We start from the raw sequence: 23,213 nt of genomic DNA on the forward strand, positions 1-23,213 counted from the left end.
ATCCTACAAGGTGGTAAACAGAATGCTGAAAAACCAAACAATTATTGATCAGATGACGCTGGAAGAAAAAGCTTCCATGATGTCCGGAAAAAACTTTTGGAACACGCAGGACATCGAGAGGTTGAATATTCCTTCGATCATGCTGACAGACGGGCCCCATGGTTTAAGAAAGCAGGGGGGAAAAGCCGATCATCTGGGGTTAAATAAAAGTATCCCTTCCACATGCTTTCCCACCGCTGCCACGCTGGCGAACAGCTGGGATGAAAGCCTGCTGCACGATGTTGGTCATTATATCGGCAGCGAAGCCGTTGGTGAAGATGTAAGTGTATTACTTGGGCCTGGTTTAAATATTAAGAGAAACCCACTGGGCGGCAGAAATTTTGAATACTTTTCCGAAGACCCTTTTCTTAGCGGTAAATTGGCCGCAAGCATGACGAGAGGCATTCAGAGCAATGGTATATCAGCATGCCCAAAGCATTTTGCTGTTAACAGCCAGGAGCATTTGAGAATGACCATCGATGAAATCGTCGATGAACGGGCTCTCCATGAGATATATTTAGAAGGTTTTCGTTTAGCTGTCGAAGAGGGTAAACCGAAAACGTTGATGAGTGCCTACAATAAAGTAAACGGTGAATACGCCAATGAGCACTTGTATTTGATGCAGGAAGTGCTGTATAACCAATGGAATTATGAGGGCGTTGTCGTTACGGATTGGGGAGGAAACAATGATCGTATCAAGGGGCTGCTGGCGGGAAACCAGCTTGAAATGCCCTCGACTGGGGGCATCACCGATCAGGAGATTGTGCGCAAAATAAAAGCGGAGGAACTTGAGGAAGAGATCCTGGACGAAAGCGTGGACCGTCTGTTAACTTTAATATTTGAAACCCAGGTTACCGGTGCGAAAAAGCCAGTGATAGATACGCAGGCTCATCACCAGGCAGCAGTAGAAGCAGCGAAGCGTTCGATGGTTTTGCTTAAGAACGAACAGGATATTCTTCCGCTTAAAAATGAACAAAAGGTTGCGGTCATCGGTGATTTTGCAGCTGTCCCGAGGTATCAGGGCGCAGGAAGTTCCCTGGTACAGCCAACCACACTGTCGAGTCCATGGGAAGCGTTGCAGAAGACAACGTTAAATCTTTCAGGCTATGCAAAAGGATTTAAGAGGTTTGGTGGAAACAGCGCAAAGCTTAGGGGGGAAGCTGTTACGCTTGCCAAAGAGTCAGACGTTGTTCTGCTGTTTCTCGGTTTAGATGAAGGAAGTGAAGCGGAAGGCATAGACAGAGCGGATATGAAGTTAAGAAACAACCAGTTAAAGCTGGCCGAGGAGCTGACGAGCACTCATGATAACGTAGTTGTCGTTCTTTCAGGCGGTTCGATTGTTGAAATGCCTTTCGCTTCGAAAGTTCAGGGTATTATCCATGCTTATCTTGGCGGTCAGGGTATGGGAGAGGCTTTGTGTGATGTGCTCCAGGGGATATATAATCCAAGTGGAAAGCTGGCGGAAACGTATCCTCTCCAATACAACGATGTACCATCAGCTCCGTACTATCCTGGCTGGGAAGCAACTGCTGAACATAAAGAAAGTATTTATATTGGCTACCGGTATTTTGAGACCAAAGAGGTGCCAGTGCTGTTCCCGTTTGGATTTGGGCTGTCGTACACCAGCTTTGAATACAGTAATATGAAGGTTAACAATGAGACTATTTCATTGACGATAAAAAATACAGGGGCCCGGGCAGGAGAAGAAATTGCCCAGCTTTACGTTGAACCGTTGGATTCGCAAATCTTTCGGGCCCGAAAAGAATTGAAGGGATTTGTAAAAGTACATTTACAGCCCGGAGAGGCTAGAGAAGTAACCATTCCGTTTAATAATAAACAGGCTGCCTACTATAACTCAGAGATTCACGCATGGTGCCTGGAAGGTGGAAGGTACACATTAAACATTGGGAGCTCTGTGCAGGATATAAGACTGGCCCAGACTATAACGATTGAAGGAGAGGGGCACCCTCTGCCCTATAATAAAGAAAAACTGCCTTCCTATTACAGTGCAGATGTGCATCATATAAGAGATGAAGAATTTCATGCTCTTTTGGGCTATACACCGCCTCCACTCAAATGGAACAGAAAGCAGAGCCTGAGCCATAACGATACACTTGCTCAAATGAAATATAAAAAAGGGCTGGGCCAGCTTGCCTATCTTTTAATTGTGTCGATAAGAAAAGGGTTGAAGGCAGCTAATGAGCCGTTACAGGCAAACAATGTGATGTTCATCATGAATATGACCTTCCGGCAGATTCCACGATTTACAAGCGGTAAAATCAGCAAAAAAGCAGTCAGCCGTGTATTGAAAGTAATTAATTTAGGACGATAACCAGGTGAAAGTGCGCTATTTTTGCATTTCCCCCTAAGGTCGAAGGTTTCTCTTTAGCCCAGCCGTTACGGCTGGGTTTTTTAGGTTGTTTGCATTTATGAGGAAAAAATAAAAATATTAGCTGCTTAGCAGAACCTTCGCACAAATAATCGGTATAAGAACTAAAAAACGCGGGCCAAATGGACCGCGAAAAACAGCTTTGTTTTTTTATGGGGGTAAGAGCCCATGGCCGAATTAGAATGTAACCGGCAGGGATTCGAGTCCCTGAGAAGATAAAGTGAAACTCCACGCTATCTTGTCCTGGGGATATTTCAGCTGCAGATGTGGCATTCTTCGAAAAAGCGTCGAGAAAGCCACATCTCCTTCCACCCGTGCTAGAGGGGCGCCGAGACACATATGAAGGCCCTGCCCGAAGGCAAGGTGACGATCAATATCACGCTGGATTTCCAGGTCTTCCGCCTGCGTAAACTTTTCTTCATCCCGATTCGCTGATTTAACGATCACAAGGACCATGTCCCCTTTAGCAATAAACTGTCCGGCGATCTCTGTATCCTGAGTTGCATAACGCGGGCCGACACTTGTGGACGTGCCATTGAAGCGGAGTAATTCTTCTACAGCTGCCGGAACAAGGCTGAGATCATTTTTTAATGCCTGAAGTTCTTCCGGATGATCGAACAATTCAAAAGCACCAGTCGCAATCAGGTTGGACGTCGTTTCATGACCGGCAAAAATCAGCAGGGTGATCATCGAAATCAACTCTGATTCACTAAGACGGTCTTCCTCTTCTTCGATTGTTACCAGTTTACTTATTAGATCATTCTCGGGATTTTGCCGCTTGTTTTCCACCAGCTGTTTCACATAATTACCAAACTCCTCCAGGTGTACGGCGACGGCCGGGTCCTGTCTTCCCCAGCCCAGGCCTTTCGCAATAGCCGAAGACCATGTCTGAAGCCTTCCCCGGTCTGCCTCCGGCACTCCGAGCATTTCACAAATGACGTTAATCGGTAGAGGATAAGCGTAATCTTTCACGAGGTCCATTTCGCCGTAAGGCTCTACGTTATCAAGCAGTTCGTCTGCAATTTCCTGCACACGTGGACGCAGGCTTTCCATGTATTTCGGGGTGAAAGCTTTAGAGACTAAGGAACGGAGGCGCCGGTGGTCGAATCCGTTGACAAAAAGCATGGATTTTCCAGTAAAAAACGTATCCGGGGCCTCGTCATCCACAGATCCGGACATGTTTTCCCGGACTCCTTCCGCTTCGATAGAGGAAGGATCGACGGTAAAGCCTTTTTTATCTTTCAGCACCTGCAGGGCTTCATCCATCTGAGTAACGAGCCATGCCTGATGATCCTCACTCCCCATCGGATGGGGAATGGATAACACCGATCCTTGCGCCCTTGCTTCGGCAAAAACCGAAAAGGGATCCTCCACACTCTTTCCGCTGAGTATTCCTAACACTCTTGTCTGTACAGAATCGTTGGGTTGGTCCAAAGTGATCGTCCTTTCGCCATTGAGATTGTATAGGAGGGATAGATTGATACCTATAAATCAAGTATACTAACAGTATGTATGATAATGAACACATTGTTCGATAGAAACTTTTAAATAACGAACAGCTGCAGACATTTGTGTTCGTTAGCCATAAAAATGTCACATTCAGCAGGGAGAAATGATGAAATCTATATCTAAAATTGACCGAAGAGTAAAGTATACAAAAGCAGCTCTTAGAAAAAGCTTATTTGAATTAATGCAGGAGAAATCCATTACATCGATCACGGTCACGGAGCTTTGTAAGCAGGCCGATATCAACCGTAACACCTTTTACTCTCATTATCGGTCCCCCGATGAATTACTTTCCAGTATTGAAGGGGAGTTCACCCGGGCTTTTATTCATAAAGTGGAACAGTCTCTCGACCATCCTCGATATAACGATCTCATGTACAGGCTGTGTGCCTACCTTGAACAGAACCGGGACACATGCAGGGCCCTGGTTAGCCTTGAAAACAACCAGGAGGATGTATTTGCCCGTATTCATCATTACTTTCGTCCTCGTATCGTAAAAAAATGGGCCGCGGAAAGCGTCCTGGACTACTCAAAGGTGGATTCGTTTTATGTGTTTATTGCAGGAGGGAGCGGGGCTCTCATTAAAGAGTGGGTGGAAACGGATTTTCAGCAAAGTCCGGAAGAGATTTCGAGCATGATCGAAAATATTATGATTACCCTGCATAAGCATATGCTTTACAATTAATGTTTGTATTCTGATAGAAAGATAACATGGTGAAATGTGCTGTTTTAGAAAGGAGCATTCATATGGAGACAGTATACCTTGCCGGCGGCTGTTTATGGGGCGTGCAGGCGTTTATTAAAACGCTGCCTGGCGTGGAGTTTACAGAGGCGGGCAGAGCAAATGGAAGCAGTTATACACTGGACGGTGACTATGATGGCTACGCTGAATGCGTGAAAACGGGGTTTGATCCGGCGGTGATCACCATCACGGAATTGATGGAATATTTATTTGAAATCATTGATCCGTACAGCTTGAATCAGCAGGGAGAGGATATTGGGGAGAAATACAGAACCGGTGTGTACAGTGAAAAGCCGGAACATTTAACAGAAGCTGAGGCGTTTCTTCGGGAGAGAACGGATTACGACCTTATAATGGTGGAAGTGCTGCTTCTTACTAACTACATAAAAAGCGCCGAAGAGCACCAGGACAGACTGGATAAACACCCCGGCGATTATTGTCACATTTCAAGAGGATTATTACGTAAATATAATCGGTGAAATCCTTTTTCTCCCCTGATGACGCCCAGGCTGGTTAGGGAGGCTAGAATGTAGCGAAAAAGCCTGCCAGGAACAAAACTGCGACGACAGCAGCTATCACGGTAAAACAAAAATACGTAAAAGCGATCGTTAAGGATTTCGGTCTGCTCGTATTTGCCGCAACCTGGATCGTGCCGACGGCAACGACAAATATCCAAATGAAAGAAAGCCATTCCAGTACTCTATAGACATTCGTAAATAATGCCGGAGTGCTCCCTTGCGTTAAAAACAAAAACAATCCAATAAGCGCAACCGGCAGCAAAAAAAGAGAAGGAATAATAGTTAAAATATTTACCCAGAAAGCTTTTTGATAGGAAAGGGAATGATCATATATACTGCTCGCCCCTTTCAAAATTACGGGTAATATAAAAACAGAGATCCCGCCAAACAGGACCGCCAGCACTAAAAGCCAGGGATCGTCAGAGAAAATTTGAGATTGATTAGTACCAAGGGAAATATAATTCGTAATAAACGTATGTAGAATACTGATACTCAGGATAATGGCTGCTGCCAGTGGAAGCGGGTAATGATCTGTTAAAAAAGCGAATTGCTTCCGGGGCTTAAAAGGAAGCTGAAGGATGGATGTAAACATAGAAGTCCTCCTGCAATTTTTGTAATTTAATTACACTTAAAACATTAATATACATTAATTGGAGTGGCAATCCTTCATTCGGTGATCTGGATGATTTCATTACTGGATATATTTGTTAAAATAAAAGTCCAGGAATGGTTTGAACTTTTATTATTGGGGTGCGCGGACAACTATGAATAAATTCTGGGATGTTTTATATACTTCTGTCGTCAGCTTTTGGGTGTTTGGAACTGTGACTCTTATTACCTGGCTGAGTGTTACCGGTTATTTGGGCCGTGTGTATGCCAGTATGCTGTATAACGGCGTATTCGCTTTAGCGAGCTTATATTTATGTGTGGTTAACTGGGAAAATAAATTCAAAAAGAATTCTGTTATTTTCCTTGTCGGCTCCTTTTACTCCCTGACAGGGGTTATTCTAATTTTCTACTACCGAATCCTTGCTTAAATAGTTACATAGGAGAACACTTTTAGCTTTTACGCTCGACTCGAGTTCTATATATCGTTAGCTGTGTAAAAAGTACAATAGTACAAAAGAAACGTCAATAACATTTATAGCGGGGAGACACCTCTTAAAAATCCTTTAATAAAGTTCAATTCTGACGATTTACCCGAAAGGGGGAAGGGAAGAGGAAAAAGTCAGCAATACTAACCAATGGAGGGGTTGGATGAAAAGTACAAAATCCATTCTTTATTTGTATGGAATATTTTTATTCCTTTCATGGAATCTGGTGCTTTTACTGGACCAGACCCACTACGATGCAACGTACAGGATAGAAGGTATTTTATTTATGACTGCGGTGGTGGCGGTGTTATTTATATGTAATTTCTTTTATCACAGGAAGCGGACGGCAGAGTAACGGCGCAGCAGTGCATAACGATGGTTCCCCGGGACAGGAAGGGGAACCATTTTTTCATGTACCGACGAAATTACAAAAGAATAAATTATCAAATAAAACCGGGGTTGCGAAACATTCAGGAAAGCCTTATCATAAAGTAAATAATTAATTTGTTTACACTACAAATTAATTAATCGGGCAGTGATTAATCCAAAGAGGGTGAATATATGTTAACGACGAAGGACCAGTTTTATTTATCAGCGCAGGAGAATAACGTGCTGGTTTTTGAATCGCATGTGCAGGAAATGTACTTTTGTGTTTATGTACTCGAAGAGAAGTTATTCCGGGTTACGCTGACGAAGGAACGGCCCGGGATGGATATACATACATGGGCGGTGGCGCCAGGTGACACGGAGGTGCCGTTTGAAGGACTGGACCGGAATCGTCTAACTGAGCTTTTCTCGCTGCCTGATTATGAAATATCCGAAACGCCGGAAGATTACACGATTGAAACGGCATCGCTCAAGCTGAAAATAAACATGGTTAAACTCCACTGCAGCTGGTACGACAAAACAGGCGGCAGTGACATATTAATTGCCGAAGACCGCAACACTCAGGCCTACGCGTTCCAGATTGCAGATAATGCGCCAACGGCCCACTATTTAAAGCGTAACGACACAGACCGTTTTTACGGCTTCGGGGAAAAAACGGGAAAGGTCAACAAGCACGGCGACCGCTTCCGGATGCTCAACATTGATGCAATGGGCTACGACGCGGAAAAAACCGATCCGCTGTACAAGCATATTCCTTACTATATTACCTATTCCCCGGAAACCAACAAGGCTTACGGACTCTATTACGATGACTATAATGAATGCGCTTTCGACATGGGGCGGGAAAAAGACAACTACCACGGGAAGTACCGGTATTTTCAAAGTAATTCACCCTTTTTGGACTTCTATTTTATCTTCGGACCGGACGTTGCTGACGTCACACGCCGCTTTTCCTGGCTGACCGGACGCCCGGCTTTGATGCCGAAATGGAGCATCGGCTACTCCGGATCGACGATGACCTACACGGACGAAGAAAAATCCCAGGAGCGCCTGATGAACTTTGTGGAGGATACCGGGAAGTATGATATCCCGTGCGAGTCCTTTCATCTGTCTTCCGGGTATACTTCGATCAACCATAAACGGTACGTCTTCAACTGGAACTACGAAAAGTTCCCGGACCCGGTAAAGTTTACCGAAGATTTTCATGCGAACGGGATTAAAATCATCGCTAACATCAAGCCGAGCCTGCTGATCGATCATCCGAAGCACGAGGAAGTGCTTGATAACGACTATATTATCCTGGATAAAAATGAGCGGCCGCTCCTGCAGCAGTCCTGGGATGACATGGGCGTATACCTGGATTTCACGAATGAACAGACAATTGACTGGTGGAAGGAAAACGTGAAAACGGAGCTGCTTGCAAACGGCATCGACGCCACCTGGAACGACAACAATGAATTTGAAATCTGGGACCCGGAGGCGGACATTCATTTGTTCGGCCGCGGCGGCAAATTTCAGGAGTACCGGGCGATCTTTCCGATGCTGATGACGAAAAGCTCGCTCGAAGCACAGACCGAATTTGACCCGGAAAAACGGCCGTATCTGATCAGCCGGGCAGGGAGCGCGGGACTCAGCAGGTATGCCCAGACGTGGACTGGGGACAACTACTCCAACTGGGAAACGCTTCAGTACAACATTAAAATGGCGATCGGCTTAAGCCTTTCCGGCATATACAACTTCGGACACGACACGGGCGGCTTTTCCGGCAATGCCCCGGAGCCGGAACTGTTTCTGCGCTGGATCCAGAGCAATATTTATTATCCGCGATTTACGATTCATTCGTGGAATGACGACCAGACGGTCAATGAACCGTGGATGTACCCGGAAATTGTCGACAAGGTCTCCGAAACCATTCACTGGCATCAGCAGCTGTCGGGCTACATATTCTCGCTGCTGCACAAGTCGTCGGCCAGCTACGAGCCCGTGATCAAGCCGACCTTCTTTGACTTTGGCAATGACGCAGCGACGCACGCCGACAACGATGAATTCATGCTAGGTGAAGAGCTGCTTGTCTGCACGATTGTACGACCGGATGAACGCGAGCGCACCGTGTATCTGCCTGAACATCCGCACGGCTGGTACGACATGTATACCGAACAGTGGTACGCGGGAGGGCGTAAGGTGACGGTTCCGGCCCCGCTCGAGTATACGCCGGTGATGGTAAAAGGCGGCAGCCTGGTTCCTATTGAAAACAAAGCCGGGAACCGGATCGACATGTATGTGTATCCGGGGCAAAACGGCGAACAAACGTCGTTTACGTATTATGACGACAACGACAGGCGGCACAATTCTGAAGTGCTTTCGGTTACGTGCACGATGACAGCCGATGAAAACGGCATTCATATCGAAGCCCGTCAGGAAGGATCGTACGACAATGGCCTTACGTCCATGCAGTTCCAGCTGCCAAAGGGAGAAAGCAGGCAGGTCTTTATCAATGGAAAAGGAGGCAAGTGGTTTTCGTGGGAATGAGTGTCGCTGAAGCTATTTAAAGGAGGGAATCACTGTGAAGAAATGGATCAGCCTTGTCACGATTATGGTTCTGGTTGCTTTAACAGGCTGCCAGAGCGCAAGTGGTGAAGAAGAGCAGAATTTCACGCTCGCGCACAACCAGCCGACGGATCACCCGGTGCATCAGTCGCTTGCACGGTTCGCTGAGCTCGTGGAGGAAAAATCAGAGGGAGCCATGAGCATTAAGATTTACCCGAACGGAGAGCTTGGAAGCGAGCGGGAAGTCATTGAAGGCACCCAGACCGGGGCCGTTGATTTCAGTAAGGTAAGCGGGAGCGCCCTGGAAAGCTTTGAACCGGCCTATTCCGTCTTCAGCCTGCCGTATTTGTTTGAAAGCCAGGAAAGCTTTAAGCGTGTCATGAACAATGAAGAAGTGACAAACGACATTTATATGGAATCCGCAGACAAAGGCTTCCGCGGGCTGACGTATTATGATGCCGGCGTCCGTAACGTTTACACGAAAAGCAGAATGATCGAAACGAGCGAGGACATGAGCGGGTTAAAAACAAGAGTACAGCCGAGTCAGACGAGCGTGCAGATGATTGAAGCGATGGGAGGCACACCGACGCCGATGAGCTACGGGGAAGTATACACCGCGCTGCAGTCGGGCGTTATTGACGCTGCCGAAAACAATGCGACGGCGCTTACGAACAGCAACCACGGGGAAGTGGCGAAAAACTATTTCTACACCGAGCATGCCATTGTTCCCGACATGCTGATTGCTAATGAAAATATTATGGAAGACATGTCTGATAGTGAGTTGCAAATTATTGAAGAAGCTGCTGAAGAGTCGACCAGCTATCATGAAGACCTGTGGAACGAGACGGTGGAGGAAGCCGAAGCGACAGCCAAAGAGGAAATGAATGTAGAGTTTTATGAAGTGGACAAACAGTCGTTTAGTGATGCAGTCCAGCCGCTGCACGAAGAGTTCCAAAACGACCCGGACACCTCTGATATTTACAACAAAATAAAGGAGGCCGAGTAGGATGCAAAAGGTCAAAATGATTCTCGACCGTGCGCTTTTAATCGTGAATGCCATTTTAATTACCTGCATGGCACTGCTTTCGATCTGGCAGGTATTTACGCGGTACATCCTGGACGCACCGAGTACCACAAGCGAAGAAATCATCCGCTTTATGCTCATCTGGTTCACGCTGCTTACAGCGGCTTACGTGTTTGGACAGAAAAAGCACATTGCGATCGTGTTTCTGGTGGAAAAGTTCCGGGAACGTTCGCAGCGCCTTATCGGGCTTGCCATTAATATTTTATGGGTGTTTTTAGGAATAGTACCGATGATTATCGGCGGCATTATTCTGCTGTCTTATACATACTCGGAAACGGCTCCGGCAACGGGCTTGTCCATGCTGTTTGTTTACAGTGCCGTGCCGGTATCGGGCGTATGTATCGTGCTGTATGCACTAATTGATATGCTTCGGGGCGGCAGCCGGATCGGCACTGCCGGTGAGGGGGAAAAAGGATGACAGTTACTGCAGGGATTTTATTATTCGCATTGCTCGGTATACTGCTCGTGTTCGGCGTGCCGATTGCGCTTGCGATTCTGCTGAGTGCGATGGTTACCATTTCGCTTGTGATTCCGTTTGATGTGAGCATCATTATTACCGCTCAGCGGCTCGCGACAGGTGTAGACAATTTCACCATTCTGGCGATTCCGTTGTTTGTGCTTGCAGGTATTATTATGAACAACGGCGGTATTGCTTTCCGGCTTATTAACCTGGCAAAAATCATTGTCGGCAGGCTGCCCGGATCACTCGCTCATACAAACGTTGTCGGAAACATGCTGTTCGGCTCAATTTCAGGGTCAAGTGTCGCAGCGGCTGCTGCGATGGGTAAAATCATGACACCGATGGAAATGAGACAGAAGTACTCCCTGAGCTACTCGGCCGCGACGAATATCGCATCGGCGCCGGCAGGACTGCTGATTCCGCCAAGCTCAATGCTGATTGTGTATTCTCTCGTCAGCGGCGGTACGTCGATTGCAGCACTGTTTATGGCCGGCTACATACCGGGGATTTTATGGGGTCTTTCTGTCATGGCCGTCGCTTACGTCTATGCGAGGAAGCATAAATATCCGGTATCCGAGAAGGTCAGCTGGAAGGACAAACTGTTTATCGTGTTTGATGCGATTCCGAGTCTGCTGTTGATCATCATCGTTATCGGCGGGATCGTTGCCGGCATTTTCACCGCCACCGAAGGCGCGGCGGTTGCCGTTATTTACGCTCTGCTGCTGTCGCTTTTATACAAGCAGCTGAAAAAAGAGCAGTTTAAAAACATTTTCAAGGAAACCATCGAAATTACGGGCATGATTCTGCTTTTGATTACAGCCTCCTCGCTGTTTTCACTCGTGATGAGCTATACCGAAATTCCGGCAGGCATCAGCAGTGCGCTTCTTTCGATCAGTGCGAACACGATCGTGATTCTGCTGCTCATCAACCTGATTCTGCTCGTGATGGGAACGTTTATGGACATTACGCCGGCTGTGCTCATTTTCACGCCGATCTTTTTCCCGGTAGTGACCGAGCTTGGCATCGACCCTGTTCACTTTGGCATCATTATTGCCTTCAACCTTTGTATCGGCAACATCACTCCCCCGGTCGGAAGCGTACTGTTTGTCGGTACAAGCGTAGCCAATGCAAGACTCGAAAGTGTTATCAAAACGCTGGTGCCATACTTCATCGTTCTGATTGTTATGGTGCTCGCCGTCACCTTTATTCCGCAGCTCAGCCTGTTTCTGCCTCAGCTGTTTGATTTGATGTAGCTTCGTATTACTGCGGGGCGGGGAAGGAGGCGGAGTGGTCCACGTGGTGAACGCCGAGAAACTTTTTAAACGCAAGCGCTGCTGCCCCGAGCGCACAGGCGTCTTCGTTCAGGCTCGAGATTTTCAGCTCCTCGTAGTTGTTAAACTTCGACTGCAGCGACGCCTCGACACGGTCCAGGAGCTCCGGCTTGGAGGCAAACAGCGGGCTGTTAATGATGATACGCCCGGGATTGAAAATGTTAATCACATTATTCACTCCGATCGACAGGTAGAAAATGTATTCGTCAATCTCCTGCTCAGCATCCATCGTTTCAAGATGTTTACTTACCTGCTCCTGGGTATGAAACTCATCATCGTTTTCGTGAAGCAGCTTGAAAAATGCCTTGTTGGAGGCGTACAGCTCCCAGCAGCCGTGGTTGCCGCACGGACAGGGCTTGCCGTTCGGTTCGATGATCATATGGCCGATTTCACCGGCAAAGCCCTGATGGCCGCGGTAAATGACCGAATCCTTGACCATGCCGAGGCCGATGCCCGAGTAAAGAGTCAGGCAGAACAGGTCGGACACATGTTTTGCGTAAACGTGCTCGGCATACACCGCCAGATTGGCGCTGTTATCCACATGAACAGGAGCGTCAAACGCTTCTTCGAGACGGGTCTTCACGTCCAGGTCAATCCATTCCTGCTTCGGGGTGTAGACGATCTGGCTGTCGTTATTCACGATCCCGTGAATGCCGACCCCGATCCCGGCGAGCGGCGGGGCGGAGGTGCCGTGCTGAAATACATCAATTTCTGTTTGCAGCTGATGAATTAATTCGTCAAGCATGCTTTCAAAGTGGTACGTGTCCAGATGCAGCTGCTTTTGATGAAGCCGGCGGCCCTTCAGGTCGCAAAAAATGATATTGGTGCTGAGCTCGTCAATATCCACCCCGATCGTAAAGCCGGCGCGCTCGTTCATCTCAATGATAATCGGCTTCCGGCCGGGGGTGTCGAGCGCCTCGGTTCTCGTTTCAATCACGAGCCCCTGCTCAAGCAGGTCATGAATCTGCGTGGAAATGGTCGCTTTGTTTAAACCGGTAATCCTCGCGAGTTCGCTCCGGGAGAGGGAAGCATTTTTCACGATTTCTTCGAGAATCACCCGCCGGTTTAAGTTTCGTATATAGTTCCAGTCACCTTTATGCAAGGAAGATCCCTCTTTCTATTCGTACTGCGTGTGGTAGTAATATGAATGCTGCTGTGTTAAAAGTATAAATTCAATAGTTTGCATAGTAAACAAATTAATTAGGAGATGACAACATGACTGCGTTTATTCACGAAGATTTTCTGCTCCAGTCGCAAGTGGCACGCACGCTGTATCATGATTACGCGAAGCATCTGCCGCTCATCGATTATCACAATCACCTGCCGCCCGGCGAAATACTTGAGGACAAAAACTTCGACAACCTGGCCGGGATCTGGCTGAGCGGCGATCATTACAAATGGAGAGCCATGCGGGCGAACGGAATTGCGGAAGAATACATTACAGGGAACAAAAGCGACTACGAAAAGTTTCTGGCGTGGGCGGAAACGGTGCCGAACACGCTCGGGAATCCGCTGTATCACTGGACGCACCTGGAGCTGTCGTCGTATTTTGGCATCGATACGCTGTTAAACAAAGACACGGCGGAAGACATCTGGAAGGAAACCCGGGAAAAGCTGCAGTCGCCGGAGTTTTCCACCCAGTCGCTGCTACGAAAAGACAACGTTGTTTTTCTCGGAACAACGGACGACCCGGCAGATGCGTTAACGACACACGAACAGCTGGGACGAAGCAGCCTGCCGTTTGACGTGTCGCCTTCCTACCGTCCGGACCAGGCGCTGCACCTGGAAAAAGACAGCTTTCCGTCCTGGGTGGGGCAGCTGGCAGGCCTGACAGAAAAAAGCATTTCCTCCTACGGGGAGCTTTTAGCCGCGCTGAATGAAAGAATCGAGGCGTTTGATGCGCTCGGCACCCGCAGCTCTGACCACGGGCTGACGGAAATGGTGTACGAACCAGCCAGCGAAGCAGAAGCGGCGGCCGTTTTCCAAAAACGGATGAACGGAGAGGCGGTGACAGCGGAGGAAGCAGCCAAATATAAAACGTATACGCTGCTGCATCTGGCTGAAAGGTACGCGGCAAAGGAGTGGGTGATGCAGCTGCACCTGCATCCGCTCCGCAACACAAATACCAAAATGTTTCAGAAGCTCGGCGGAGATTCGGGATTTGACGCCATCCACGACCAGCTGCCTGCCCGGCCTCTTGCTGCGTTTCTCGATCAGCTTGAACAAAACGGGGGGCTCCCGAAAACGGTGCTGTACAGTGTGAATGCCAATAACAATAATACGCTCGCGGCGATTGCCGGAAGCTTCCAGAACAGCGAAATCCCCGGCAAGGTACAGGTTGGCACCGCATGGTGGTTCAATGACCACATTGACGGAATGGAAAGCCAGATGACGTCTCTGGCCAACATTGGCCTGATCAGCAACTTCATCGGCATGCTGACCGATTCGAGAAGCTTTCTGTCATTTTCACGGCACGAATATTTCCGGCGCATCCTCTGCAACCTGATTGGCACATGGGTGGAAGAAGGAAAAGCGCCGCACGACTTGAAGCTATTAAGTACGTACGTCGAAAACATCTGCTACTATAACGCGAAAAAATATTTTTCAATTTAAAGGAGGAACAGCCGATGGAGATGAGTTTTCGCTGGTACGGGACCGAAGACCCCGTCAAGCTCGAACAAATCAGACAGATTCCCGCGATGAAGGGAATTGTATCTGCTATATATGATCTGCCGCCGGGCGAAACGTGGCCGCGGGAGACCATCAAAAGCATGAAAGCCGAAATTGAGCAGCGCGGACTGGTGTGGAATGTGGTGGAGAGCGTGCCGGTGCATGAAGATATTAAAATGGGCAAAAGCACAAGAGACAGCTGGATTGAAAAGTATCAGGAAACGATCCGCAATCTCTCGCATGAAGGTGTTAAGACCATCTGCTATAATTTCATGCCGGTGTTTGACTGGACCCGCTCCAAGCTCGACGCGCCGCTTCCCGACGGCTCGCATTCCCTCATGTATGATGAGGAGCTGATTCAGCAGATCGATCCGCTCGACGGGAGCCTGACGCTTCCGGGGTGGGATTTATCCTATCAGAAGGACGACCTGCGGGTCATCATGGATGAATATAAAGAAATATCGAAAGAGGACCTGATGGAGAATCTGGTTTACTTTCTGGAGCGTATTATTCCGGTTGCGGAGGAAGAGGACGTGCTTATGGCGATTCATCCCGACGATCCACCCTGGGACATTTACGGCCTGCCGCGCATTATCACAAATGAAGCCAACGTCATGACGATGCTGAAGCGGGTCAACAGCAGGAACAACGGGATTACCTTCTGCACCGGCTCCTACGGCGCGGACCGGAACAACGATTTAATCAGCATGATTGAACATATGAAGGACCGCATTCACTTTGTACACGCGAGAAACGTGCGGTGGACGAGCGAAAAATCGTTTCAGGAAACGTCGCATTCCGTGCACGACGGCTCACTCGACATGGTCGGCATCATGCAGAAGCTGATCGAAGCAGGCTACGAAGGCCCGATCCGCCCGGACCACGGACGGATGATCTGGGGCGAAGAAGGCCGGCCGGGATATGGTTTGTACGACCGCGCGCTCGGTGCGGTATATCTTAATGGCATTATAGATGCTGTGAGGGAAAGGAGATAAACGATGCAGACCCCATTTCAAATACCACTGGAGGATAAAGTTGTCGTCATCACGGGCGGAAGCGGTGTGCTCGGCTCTGTGATGGCGGAGGCACTCGCCGCCAATGGAGCCAAAGTAGCGATCGTTGCCCGCAACAAAGAAAAGGTCGATCAGGTGGCCCGGCGGATCAGCGAAAACGGAGGAGAAGCCGCCGGCTACAGCGGCGATGTCACGGACAAGCAGGCCATGGAAGCAATTTACGAGGACGTAAAGAGCCGGTTCGGGCCGTGCGACATTCTCGTAAACGGAGCGGGCGGCAACAATCCGAAGGCAACGACCGGGGAGGAATACTTCAATCCGGAAGCGCCCGACAGCGGCGGCACCTTTTTTGACCTGGATCCTGCCGCGGTGGATCAGCTGTTTTCGCTGAATTTTCTCGGCGCGTTGATCCCGTCGCAGGTATTCACCCGGGATATGGTGTACGACCGCCCGGGCTCGATTATTAATATTTCGTCGATGAATGCGTACCGGCCGCTCACAAAAATCCCTGCCTACAGCGGGGCAAAGGCGGCCGTCAGCAACTTCACCCAGTGGCTGGCCGTCTATTTTTCCAAGTCGGGCGTGCGCGTGAACGCCATGGCGCCAGGCTTTTTCCTCACGGACCAGAACCGGGAGCTGATGTTTTCGGAGGAGGGCGTGCTGAGTGCGAGAGCGGAAAAAATACTGTCCCAGACGCCGCAGGAGCGCTTCGGGGAGCCGGAGGAGCTGGTGGGCACCCTGCTGTGGCTCGTTGACGAAAAATCGTCAGGCTTTGTAAACGGCATTGTCGTACCGATTGACGGCGGATTTTCCGCCTACTCTGGAGTGTAAAGGAGAAAACGATGAGAGTATTTCATATTCTGAATCAAATGATTGAAAACAAAGTGGCGGTCGTCATCCGGGGCGACAATCCGGATCAGGCAGTGAAGACCGCGGATGCCTGTGTAAAGGGCGGCTCCCGGACGCTCGAAGTCACCTTTACCGTGCCGGATGCCGATGACGTACTGCGGACGCTCATTCAGAAGTACCCCGAGGCCGTGATCGGAGCGGGCACGGTGCTCGACAGCGAAACGGCCCGGCTTGCGATTATCCGGGGAGCGTCCTTTATTGTGAGCCCCTCCTTTGATCCTGACGTCGCGAAGCTGTGCAACCGCTACGCCGTCCCGTATCTTCCGGGTATCATGACCGTCCGGGAAGCAACCGAAGCGATGGCTTACGGCGCGCAGGTGGTCAAGCTCTTTCCGGGGGAAATGTACGCCCCTTCCTTTATCAAAACGCTGCGCGGCCCGCTGCCACACCTTCAGCTGATGCCGACCGGCGGGGTGGATCTCGGCAACGTCCAGGAATGGTTGCAGGCCGGTGCCGTGATGATAGGTGCCGGCGGGTCGATCACCGGATCGGCCAAGAGTGGTGATTACGAGGAAGTTACCCGGCTCGCGGCCGAATTTCAGCGATTGGCTGAGGAGGTGTAATCGATGGCACGAATATTAACCATGGGCGAAATCATGATGCGGCTCACCCCGCCGTCCCACCAGCGGCTGGTTCAGACGAACGATTTTCACGCGTATTTTGGCGGCGCGGAGGCCAACGTAGCCATGAATATGAGCCAGTTCGGGCACGACGCTTCGTTTTTAACGGCGCTGCCGGCAAACGCGATGGGCGAGGCCGCCAAGCGCCGGCTGCGGGCGGCTGGCGTGGAAACGAATGCGATCATGAACCAGGGTCGTCGGCTCGGGCTGTACTATTTTGAAGAAGGCTATTCGGTCAAACCGGCAGAAGTCATCTACGACCGGGCGGATTCCTCGGTATGGGAACTTATGGATGCTGTTCTCGACTGGGACCAGCTGCTTGCCGGCGTGGAGGTGTTTCACGTCAGCGGCATTACGCCGGCCCTCGGCCCGGAGATGCATAGCCTTACGATGACAGCCCTGAAAGAGGCTGCAAGCCGCGGGGTGCATGTGAGCTTTGACTGCAACTACCGCGCGAAGCTGTGGTCGCCAGTGGAGGCGAAAGCGTCCTTCGAAGAAATTCTTCCATACGTGGATGTGTGTTTCATCGGCCACAAGGATTTTGTCTACCTGCTCGGGGTGGACGGGGACGAAGCATTTTCCCCGGAGCAGCTGGAGCGATTCTACGAACAGGCGGCGCGCGTGTACCAGATTTCCGCGATGGCGAGCACGCACCGGACGGCGGCTTCGGCGAGCTCGAATACCCTGACCGGCTACTACTACGACGGAAGCCGGCTTCATGCGAGCAGCACCGTTTCGTTTGATCTGCTCGAACGGGTCGGCGGCGGGGACAGCTTTGCCTCCGGCATCCTGCACGGGATGCAGCAGGACTGGGACCCGCAGGCGATCGTTGACTTTGCCACCGGCTCGAGCGTCCTGAAGCAAATGGTGTACGGCGACAGCAACCAGTTTGACGAAGCGTACGTGCTCCAGTTTGTCGAAAATCAGGGCAACGATGTGAAACGCTAAAAGTGATTGGGCAAATGCATTAAATACTCTTTAGTTTTCGAAGTTTTACAAATTTAAGCAATTCTTATCATAGCTTGTGCAGTGCCTGGCCTGTTGCCGGGAGCTGCGCAGGCTTTTTTTTTGGATTTCAGGAAGGCTGGTTTCAAAAGCCTGGCGATTGAAATTAATGTTTATTATGACAGCCCCTGCTTTAAAATAACCATTGTATTTAATATAGTAGTGCAGGAAGCAATAACTTTTTTCAAAATCAGCCGGCTCGCTCAAGTATAAAAACTAGAGTTATAATGGGTAATATATGAAAGAGCGATTGATCCTGAACAAAAAATCGGAATCAAAAGGGGGGATAGAATCATGATCAATGAAAGACAGACAAAGCTGCTGCAGAAATTGCTGCTTCATTCGGACCTTTTCTCGCATATTCAGACGCTGGCGGAGGAGTTGCACTGCTCGGAAAAAACCGTGCGGAATGATTTGAAAACGCTGCATTATTTTCTCCGGGAGCACTCGGGGGCTGAGCTTCTGCGAAAACCCGGTCTCGGTGTTCAAGTGTCCATCACTGAGGAAGAAAAAAATCATCTTTTCGGGCTTTTACATAAAAAATCTTCACATGAAGAAACAGATCACCTGCTTGAAATAGGATACCGTCTGCTCGTCGAGGAAAAATCCCAGACCATCCAGGGGCTGGCCGGGGAGTTCTTTATGTCTGTGAAAGAAATCAAAGAGAGCATTGCGGTCATTTCGGACTGGCTGGCAACGTTTGATCTTGAATTGATATCCAAACAGCGTCTTGGCCTCGCCATCGCAGGGGACGAATTAAAGAGACGAAGTGCTGTTGCTCATTTATCAGAGCTTGTAGCGAAGGACAAAGCGGCTTCGGACTCCCTTGTCCGTCTTTTTCCTCAGCATGAGGTTAACTTTATAAGAAAAGCCATTGCTGACCGGCTGGACGCATGGAACTGGGAGATAGCAGCCGAAAAACGGGAGAGCCTGATGATCCATGCGCTCATCATCATGAAGCGTGTGAGGCAGTCTTCGACGATTGTAATGAAGGAAAATGAGCGAAAAGAGGCGAGAGATGCCGAGGAATTTACGATGGCAGAAGAACTGGCAGTGGTTATCAAAGATAAGCTGAAACTATCGCTTCCTGAATCGGAGAAGGTATACTTTACGCTTCATTTGATCAGCTGCTCGGATTCTTACTTTTTGCGGCAGAACGATAATAAAGAAGCATTAATGAATGGCATTGTCGAACAGCTCACGACCCAGCTGCAAATTTTGACGATGACAAATTTCAAAGAGGATTTGATTCTTCTCGAGGGGCTGAAGGTGCATCTTCCTTCTACTATTCATCGCGTCGTGCATGGATTTGCGATCAGAAATCCGATGCTTGAGGAAATAAAGAAAATGTACCCCTATATGTTCAGTATGGTGGTGATGGCGCTTGAAGAAGTGAATGACAGCTATGGCATTTACATACCGGAGGATGAAGCAGCCTATCTGGTGCTTCATTTCCAGGCGTCCGTTGAACGTCTTCAGAAAAAACGGGAGCAGAAAAAAAGAGTGCTGATCGTTTGTGAACTGGGAGTCGGCATGTCTCAACTGCTAGAAGCGAAGCTCGAACAGAACTATAAAGGCATGGAGGTGATCGGCAGCATCGGGGCACAGAAGCTTGATGATATGCTCGAAACCTATTCGGTTGATCTCGTTTTATCCACGAGAGAGCTGACGAACCAAAGGGTGCCTGTATTGGTTATCTCTCCATTGCTCCAGGCAGAGGACCGGAGGAAATTGGATGACTACCTTCAATACGAGGAGCAAAAGCCGTTGTTTTCCAGCTCGATGGCGGATTGGCTGAAAAAGGGTGAAACAGCGATAGGTATAGAGCCGGTGCACCGGTACGAGCTGATCGAGAAGCTCGGCCGGGAACTCGTAAAGAAGGGCACCGTCTCAGAGGACTTTCCGCAGCGGGCGGTAATGAGAGAAAGAACGTCCTCCACGTCGCTTGGCAACGGGATAGCTATTCCGCACGCTCCTCCGGAGGAGATCTACGAGTCATCGGTGTCTCTTGCTATCTTCAATAAACCAATTGAATGGGGAAAGGAACAGGTGACGATTGTTTTTCTGCTAGCGATCGCCGAAAAGGATCAGGGAAGCATACGCCCGCTTATGCATATGATTTCGAGAATGGGAGCGGATGCGAGCGTCCTCGACCAGCTGAATCAGGCACGAACGCTCGAAGAAGTAGAGAGCATCTTTAATAATCATTCGTATTACCGGAGCAGCGGTAAAAATGAATGATTATTTTTTTTGATTTCCGTTTTATGATGAATACAGAACTTACAGAGGAGGGAAACGGATGAAGGTACTAGCGGTCACCGCCTGTCCGGTTGGCATTGCCCATACATACATGGCGGCTGAAAATTTACAAAAAGCCGGGAGCGAGTTGGGCATTGAAATCAAAGTGGAAACCCAGGGCTCCATCGGTGTGGAAAATGAACTGACAGAGCAGGACATTGCGGAAGCAGACGGCATTATTATTGCCAGTGACAAGGAAGTTTCCAAGGAACGTTTCGGCGGCAAGCCTTTACTGGTTGTAGGCGTCCAAGACGGGATACGTCAGCCGAAGGATTTAATTGAACGAATTACGGAAGGAAATGTATCCGTTTACAAAGGCGCGATGCCGAATGCGGAAACAGTAAAAGCCAACAAAAAAGATAAGGAAAACCCTGTATATAAGCACTTAATGAACGGTGTTTCCTATATGATCCCGTTTATCGTGGTCGGGGGCCTGCTCATTGCTATTTCTTTAGCTTTGGGCGGCAATCAGACGCCTGAAGGGATTCAAATTCCTGAAGATTCATTCTGGAAGCAGATTGAAAATCTTGGGGCAGCTTCATTCAGCTTCATGGTTCCTATACTGGCCGGCTTCATCGCTGTAAGTATCGCGGACCGTCCGGGACTTGCGCCGGGTATTATCGGAGGCTACATTGCAGTCAATGGAAGCTTTTACGGAAGTGAAGCCGGGGCCGGCTTCATTGGTGGTATTATTGCTGGTTTTCTTGCCGGGTATATTGCCCTCGGTATTAAGAAAATCAAGGTGCCAAAAGCAGTACAGCCGGTGATGCCTATTATTTTCATTCCGATCCTTGCTTCTCTCGCGGTCGGACTGCTGTTCATCTTCATTATCGGGGCGCCGGTCGCCAGCATATTTGAAGGATTGACGCAGTGGCTTGAAGGCATGCAGGGCACCAGCTCTTTTGTACTTGCGCTGATTCTGGGCGGAATGATTGCTGTGGATATGGGTGGACCGTTCAATAAAGTAGCATTTCTATTCGGAGCTGCGATGATTGGCGAAGGAAATTACGAAATCATGGGTGCTATTGCGGTGGCCATTTGTATTCCGCCGCTCGGCATGGGACTTGCGACATTTTTGAATAAAAGGAAATACCAGCAGGCAGAACGCGAAACAGGAAAAGCCTCGTTTACGATGGGTCTGTTTGGGATCACGGAAGGGGCCATTCCATTCGCGGCCCAGGATCCGCTCCGGGTAATACCGAGTATCGTAATCGGATCGATGACTGGCTCTGTTATTGCTATGCTTTCCGGAGTCGGTGACCGGGTGGCACACGGCGGTCCTATAGTGGCAGTACTCGGTGCGGTGGATAACATACTCATGTTCTTCGTCGCTGCGATAGTCGGTACCATTGTGACAGCGCTTTTGATAAATTCCCTGAAACGGGACGTAGCATATGCGGACGTGCCGGAGGAAAATCAATTCGGAGCAACCGCCGAACAGACAAATACAGAAGCGGAGCTTGCTCCGGAAACGGCTTCAGAAACGAGTCATAACAAGGATAAACAAATTACCCAGTTGAAAGATATTATGACGCCTGAGCTTGTAAATACAAACCTGCATGGACAGACGCGAAATGAAGTAGTGGATGAAATGATTCACATGCTCGACAGGCAGGGGATAGTAAAATCAGAGGAAATGTTCAAAAATGCAATTCTGGCAAGAGAGGAAGAAAGCAGCACAGGACTTGGCATGGGAATTGCTATACCTCACGGAAAATCGGACACGGTGAAAGAGCCCGCGGTAGTCTTTGGAAGGCAGACGCAGGGCGTCGATTGGGACAGTGCGGATAAGACGGAAGCCAATCTCATATTCATGATTGCTGTCCCTGTAGAGAGACAGGGAGAGGATCATCTGAAAATACTTCAGATGCTGTCGAGAAAGCTGATGGATGATTCCTTCCGTGAACAATTATTAAATACTGAATCTGATCGGGAGGCTTATGAGCTGTTAAAAACGATTCAGTGACAACAAATCAATAACACCAACGTGCGTAAAGCATCCTGGCGACAGGGTGCTTTTTTTAAATGATTGTCATGTCGCTGTATTACATGGCCCGTGGCTGGCAACTCGATATTTTCAGCGCCGAGCGGGAAATGCACGACCGCACCAGCCGAATTCCGATGACGGCGAAAAATTTTATTTATGCCGGAGCCGGAGGCGTAGCATTTTCCCTTTATCTCGGCACACGAAGCGCTATTTTATATGCGGAAGGAACAGCACAGAGCATCAATTACTTTTTCCTTGTGGCTGTTGTAAGCCTCATGATTTATATTCCACTGTTGATCGGCCTGGCTTTTTTGATCGATGTAGTTACAAAATCAAGACATACTGAATAAAAAGGACAGGAGTACAGATGAAAAATTTAAAATTAAAAGCAGCGCGGGTGGAGAAAAATTTATCCCAGCAGGAGCTTGCCGAACAGATTGGCGTCTCCCGCCAGACGATTGGACTGATTGAGCTCGGCAAATACAACCCGAGCCTGCAGCTGTGCCTTGCGATTTGCAAGGCCCTGGCCAAAACGCTCGATGACTTGTTTTGGGAGGAATAAAGCCTCCAGCCCGGCGACTGGATAAAAGCGCAGAAATATTTATTAGAAAATT

Annotated in this window: 20 protein-coding genes; 17 read left to right on the forward strand and 3 right to left on the reverse strand. The window is 49.1% G+C overall.

From position 1 onward, the window contains the following. Window positions 1–22: 22 nt before the first annotated feature. Complete coding sequence (locus BLV22_RS01810) at window positions 23–2,371, forward strand: beta-glucosidase family protein (protein WP_218130590.1); 2,349 nt, start codon at window positions 23–25, stop codon at window positions 2,369–2,371. 234 nt (window positions 2,372–2,605) lie between these two features. Here the strand turns inward: BLV22_RS01810 and BLV22_RS01815 are convergent, their stop codons facing one another. Further along, complete coding sequence (locus tag BLV22_RS01815) at window positions 2,606–3,862, reverse strand: cytochrome P450 family protein (RefSeq protein ID WP_245723990.1); 1,257 nt, start codon at window positions 3,860–3,862, stop codon at window positions 2,606–2,608. A 181-nt stretch (window positions 3,863–4,043) separates the two neighbouring features. On the opposite strand from BLV22_RS01815, the gene BLV22_RS01820 reads away from it, so the two are divergent. Beyond that, complete coding sequence (locus BLV22_RS01820; protein WP_091610545.1) at window positions 4,044–4,619, forward strand: TetR/AcrR family transcriptional regulator; 576 nt, start codon at window positions 4,044–4,046, stop codon at window positions 4,617–4,619. A gap of 62 nt (window positions 4,620–4,681) precedes the next feature. Further along, entirely contained in the window at window positions 4,682–5,155 is a 474-nt protein-coding gene (locus BLV22_RS01825) for a peptide-methionine (S)-S-oxide reductase (RefSeq protein ID WP_091610547.1), read from the forward strand. Window positions 5,156–5,198: 43 nt separating this feature from the next. Here BLV22_RS01825 and BLV22_RS01830 read toward each other — a convergent pair whose 3' ends face one another. After that, window positions 5,199–5,786 carry a hypothetical protein gene (locus tag BLV22_RS01830; protein WP_091610549.1) on the reverse strand — a complete coding sequence of 196 codons (588 nt, stop codon included), beginning with the start codon at window positions 5,784–5,786 and terminating at the stop codon, window positions 5,199–5,201. Between the two features lie 665 nt (window positions 5,787–6,451). Between BLV22_RS01830 and BLV22_RS01840 the strand changes: the two genes are divergently transcribed. The 5 genes from BLV22_RS01840 to BLV22_RS01860 all read left to right on the forward strand — a co-directional run bounded on the left by BLV22_RS01840 (window position 6,452) and on the right by BLV22_RS01860 (window position 12,019). Continuing rightward, window positions 6,452–6,643, forward strand: a complete 192-nt coding sequence (locus BLV22_RS01840) for a hypothetical protein (RefSeq protein WP_091610552.1) — start codon at window positions 6,452–6,454, stop codon at window positions 6,641–6,643. Between the two features lie 206 nt (window positions 6,644–6,849). Continuing rightward, window positions 6,850–9,204, forward strand: a complete 2,355-nt coding sequence (locus tag BLV22_RS01845; RefSeq protein ID WP_091610554.1) for a glycoside hydrolase family 31 protein — start codon at window positions 6,850–6,852, stop codon at window positions 9,202–9,204. Between the two features lie 34 nt (window positions 9,205–9,238). Further along, window positions 9,239–10,228 carry a TRAP transporter substrate-binding protein gene (locus tag BLV22_RS01850; protein WP_245723991.1) on the forward strand — a complete coding sequence of 330 codons (990 nt, stop codon included), beginning with the start codon at window positions 9,239–9,241 and terminating at the stop codon, window positions 10,226–10,228. A 1-nt stretch (window position 10,229) separates the two neighbouring features. Beyond that, the gene (locus BLV22_RS01855; RefSeq protein WP_091610555.1) at window positions 10,230–10,724 is read left to right on the forward strand and encodes a TRAP transporter small permease; all 495 of its coding nucleotides are present in this window, start codon (window positions 10,230–10,232) and stop codon (window positions 10,722–10,724) included. Then, entirely contained in the window at window positions 10,721–12,019 is a 1,299-nt protein-coding gene (locus BLV22_RS01860) for a TRAP transporter large permease (protein ID WP_091610557.1), read from the forward strand. Before BLV22_RS01855 ends, BLV22_RS01860 begins: the two co-directional genes overlap by 4 nt. Before the next feature lie 7 nt (window positions 12,020–12,026). Here BLV22_RS01860 and BLV22_RS01865 read toward each other — a convergent pair whose 3' ends face one another. Further along, on the reverse strand, window positions 12,027–13,199 hold the full coding sequence (locus tag BLV22_RS01865; protein WP_091610558.1) for an ROK family transcriptional regulator: 1,173 nt from the start codon (window positions 13,197–13,199) through the stop codon (window positions 12,027–12,029). Between the two features lie 113 nt (window positions 13,200–13,312). Here BLV22_RS01865 and uxaC point away from each other — a divergent pair, with 113 nt between their 5' ends. The 9 genes from uxaC (at window position 13,313) to BLV22_RS01910 (ending at window position 23,161) form a co-directional block, all read left to right on the forward strand. Then, window positions 13,313–14,710: a glucuronate isomerase gene (uxaC, locus tag BLV22_RS01870; protein ID WP_091610560.1), complete on the forward strand. Its 1,398-nt coding sequence runs from the start codon at window positions 13,313–13,315 to the stop codon at window positions 14,708–14,710. Window positions 14,711–14,724: 14 nt separating this feature from the next. After that, window positions 14,725–15,762 (forward strand): mannonate dehydratase, encoded by a 1,038-nt coding sequence (gene uxuA, locus BLV22_RS01875; protein ID WP_091610561.1) that lies wholly within the window; start codon window positions 14,725–14,727, stop codon window positions 15,760–15,762. Between the two features lie 3 nt (window positions 15,763–15,765). Continuing rightward, on the forward strand, window positions 15,766–16,611 hold the full coding sequence (locus BLV22_RS01880; protein ID WP_091610563.1) for an SDR family oxidoreductase: 846 nt from the start codon (window positions 15,766–15,768) through the stop codon (window positions 16,609–16,611). An 11-nt stretch (window positions 16,612–16,622) separates the two neighbouring features. Continuing rightward, on the forward strand, window positions 16,623–17,252 hold the full coding sequence (locus BLV22_RS01885) for a bifunctional 2-keto-4-hydroxyglutarate aldolase/2-keto-3-deoxy-6-phosphogluconate aldolase (RefSeq protein ID WP_091610565.1): 630 nt from the start codon (window positions 16,623–16,625) through the stop codon (window positions 17,250–17,252). Between the two features lie 3 nt (window positions 17,253–17,255). Continuing rightward, on the forward strand, window positions 17,256–18,257 hold the full coding sequence (locus BLV22_RS01890) for a sugar kinase (RefSeq protein ID WP_091610567.1): 1,002 nt from the start codon (window positions 17,256–17,258) through the stop codon (window positions 18,255–18,257). A 351-nt stretch (window positions 18,258–18,608) separates the two neighbouring features. Continuing rightward, the gene (locus BLV22_RS01895) at window positions 18,609–20,555 is read left to right on the forward strand and encodes a BglG family transcription antiterminator (RefSeq protein WP_091610568.1); all 1,947 of its coding nucleotides are present in this window, start codon (window positions 18,609–18,611) and stop codon (window positions 20,553–20,555) included. Window positions 20,556–20,613: 58 nt separating this feature from the next. Then, window positions 20,614–22,578: a PTS fructose transporter subunit IIABC gene (locus tag BLV22_RS01900; protein WP_091610570.1), complete on the forward strand. Its 1,965-nt coding sequence runs from the start codon at window positions 20,614–20,616 to the stop codon at window positions 22,576–22,578. 59 nt (window positions 22,579–22,637) lie between these two features. Next, entirely contained in the window at window positions 22,638–22,949 is a 312-nt protein-coding gene (locus BLV22_RS01905; protein WP_091610571.1) for a DUF6773 family protein, read from the forward strand. A 17-nt stretch (window positions 22,950–22,966) separates the two neighbouring features. Next, window positions 22,967–23,161, forward strand: coding sequence for a helix-turn-helix transcriptional regulator (locus BLV22_RS01910; protein ID WP_091610573.1), 195 nt, complete (start codon window positions 22,967–22,969; stop codon window positions 23,159–23,161). The last annotated feature ends 52 nt before the right edge of the window (window positions 23,162–23,213 follow it).

Origin of the sequence: Marinococcus luteus (assembly GCF_900106595.1) — a bacterium.
Taxonomy (GTDB): Bacteria; Bacillota; Bacilli; order Bacillales; family Marinococcaceae; genus Marinococcus; species Marinococcus luteus.

What these genes read in the sequence shown, in the direction of transcription:
- BLV22_RS01840 (WP_091610552.1), top strand. Translation starts at nt 6,452, where the DNA reads ATGAAAAGTACAAAATCCATTCTTTATTTGTATGGAATATTTTTATTC.
- BLV22_RS01860 (WP_091610557.1), top strand. Translation starts at nt 10,721, where the DNA reads ATGACAGTTACTGCAGGGATTTTATTATTCGCATTGCTCGGTATACTG.
- BLV22_RS01825 (WP_091610547.1), top strand. Translation starts at nt 4,682, where the DNA reads ATGGAGACAGTATACCTTGCCGGCGGCTGTTTATGGGGCGTGCAGGCG.
- BLV22_RS01820 (WP_091610545.1), top strand. Translation starts at nt 4,044, where the DNA reads ATGAAATCTATATCTAAAATTGACCGAAGAGTAAAGTATACAAAAGCA.
- uxuA (WP_091610561.1), top strand. Translation starts at nt 14,725, where the DNA reads ATGGAGATGAGTTTTCGCTGGTACGGGACCGAAGACCCCGTCAAGCTC.
- BLV22_RS01810 (WP_218130590.1), top strand. Translation starts at nt 23, where the DNA reads ATGCTGAAAAACCAAACAATTATTGATCAGATGACGCTGGAAGAAAAA.
- BLV22_RS01895 (WP_091610568.1), top strand. Translation starts at nt 18,609, where the DNA reads ATGATCAATGAAAGACAGACAAAGCTGCTGCAGAAATTGCTGCTTCAT.
- BLV22_RS01890 (WP_091610567.1), top strand. Translation starts at nt 17,256, where the DNA reads ATGGCACGAATATTAACCATGGGCGAAATCATGATGCGGCTCACCCCG.
- BLV22_RS01905 (WP_091610571.1), top strand. Translation starts at nt 22,638, where the DNA reads ATGATTGTCATGTCGCTGTATTACATGGCCCGTGGCTGGCAACTCGAT.
- BLV22_RS01855 (WP_091610555.1), top strand. Translation starts at nt 10,230, where the DNA reads ATGCAAAAGGTCAAAATGATTCTCGACCGTGCGCTTTTAATCGTGAAT.
- BLV22_RS01900 (WP_091610570.1), top strand. Translation starts at nt 20,614, where the DNA reads ATGAAGGTACTAGCGGTCACCGCCTGTCCGGTTGGCATTGCCCATACA.
- uxaC (WP_091610560.1), top strand. Translation starts at nt 13,313, where the DNA reads ATGACTGCGTTTATTCACGAAGATTTTCTGCTCCAGTCGCAAGTGGCA.
- BLV22_RS01845 (WP_091610554.1), top strand. Translation starts at nt 6,850, where the DNA reads ATGTTAACGACGAAGGACCAGTTTTATTTATCAGCGCAGGAGAATAAC.
- BLV22_RS01880 (WP_091610563.1), top strand. Translation starts at nt 15,766, where the DNA reads ATGCAGACCCCATTTCAAATACCACTGGAGGATAAAGTTGTCGTCATC.
- BLV22_RS01830 (WP_091610549.1), bottom strand. Translation starts at nt 5,786, where the DNA reads ATGTTTACATCCATCCTTCAGCTTCCTTTTAAGCCCCGGAAGCAATTC.
- BLV22_RS01885 (WP_091610565.1), top strand. Translation starts at nt 16,623, where the DNA reads ATGAGAGTATTTCATATTCTGAATCAAATGATTGAAAACAAAGTGGCG.
- BLV22_RS01910 (WP_091610573.1), top strand. Translation starts at nt 22,967, where the DNA reads ATGAAAAATTTAAAATTAAAAGCAGCGCGGGTGGAGAAAAATTTATCC.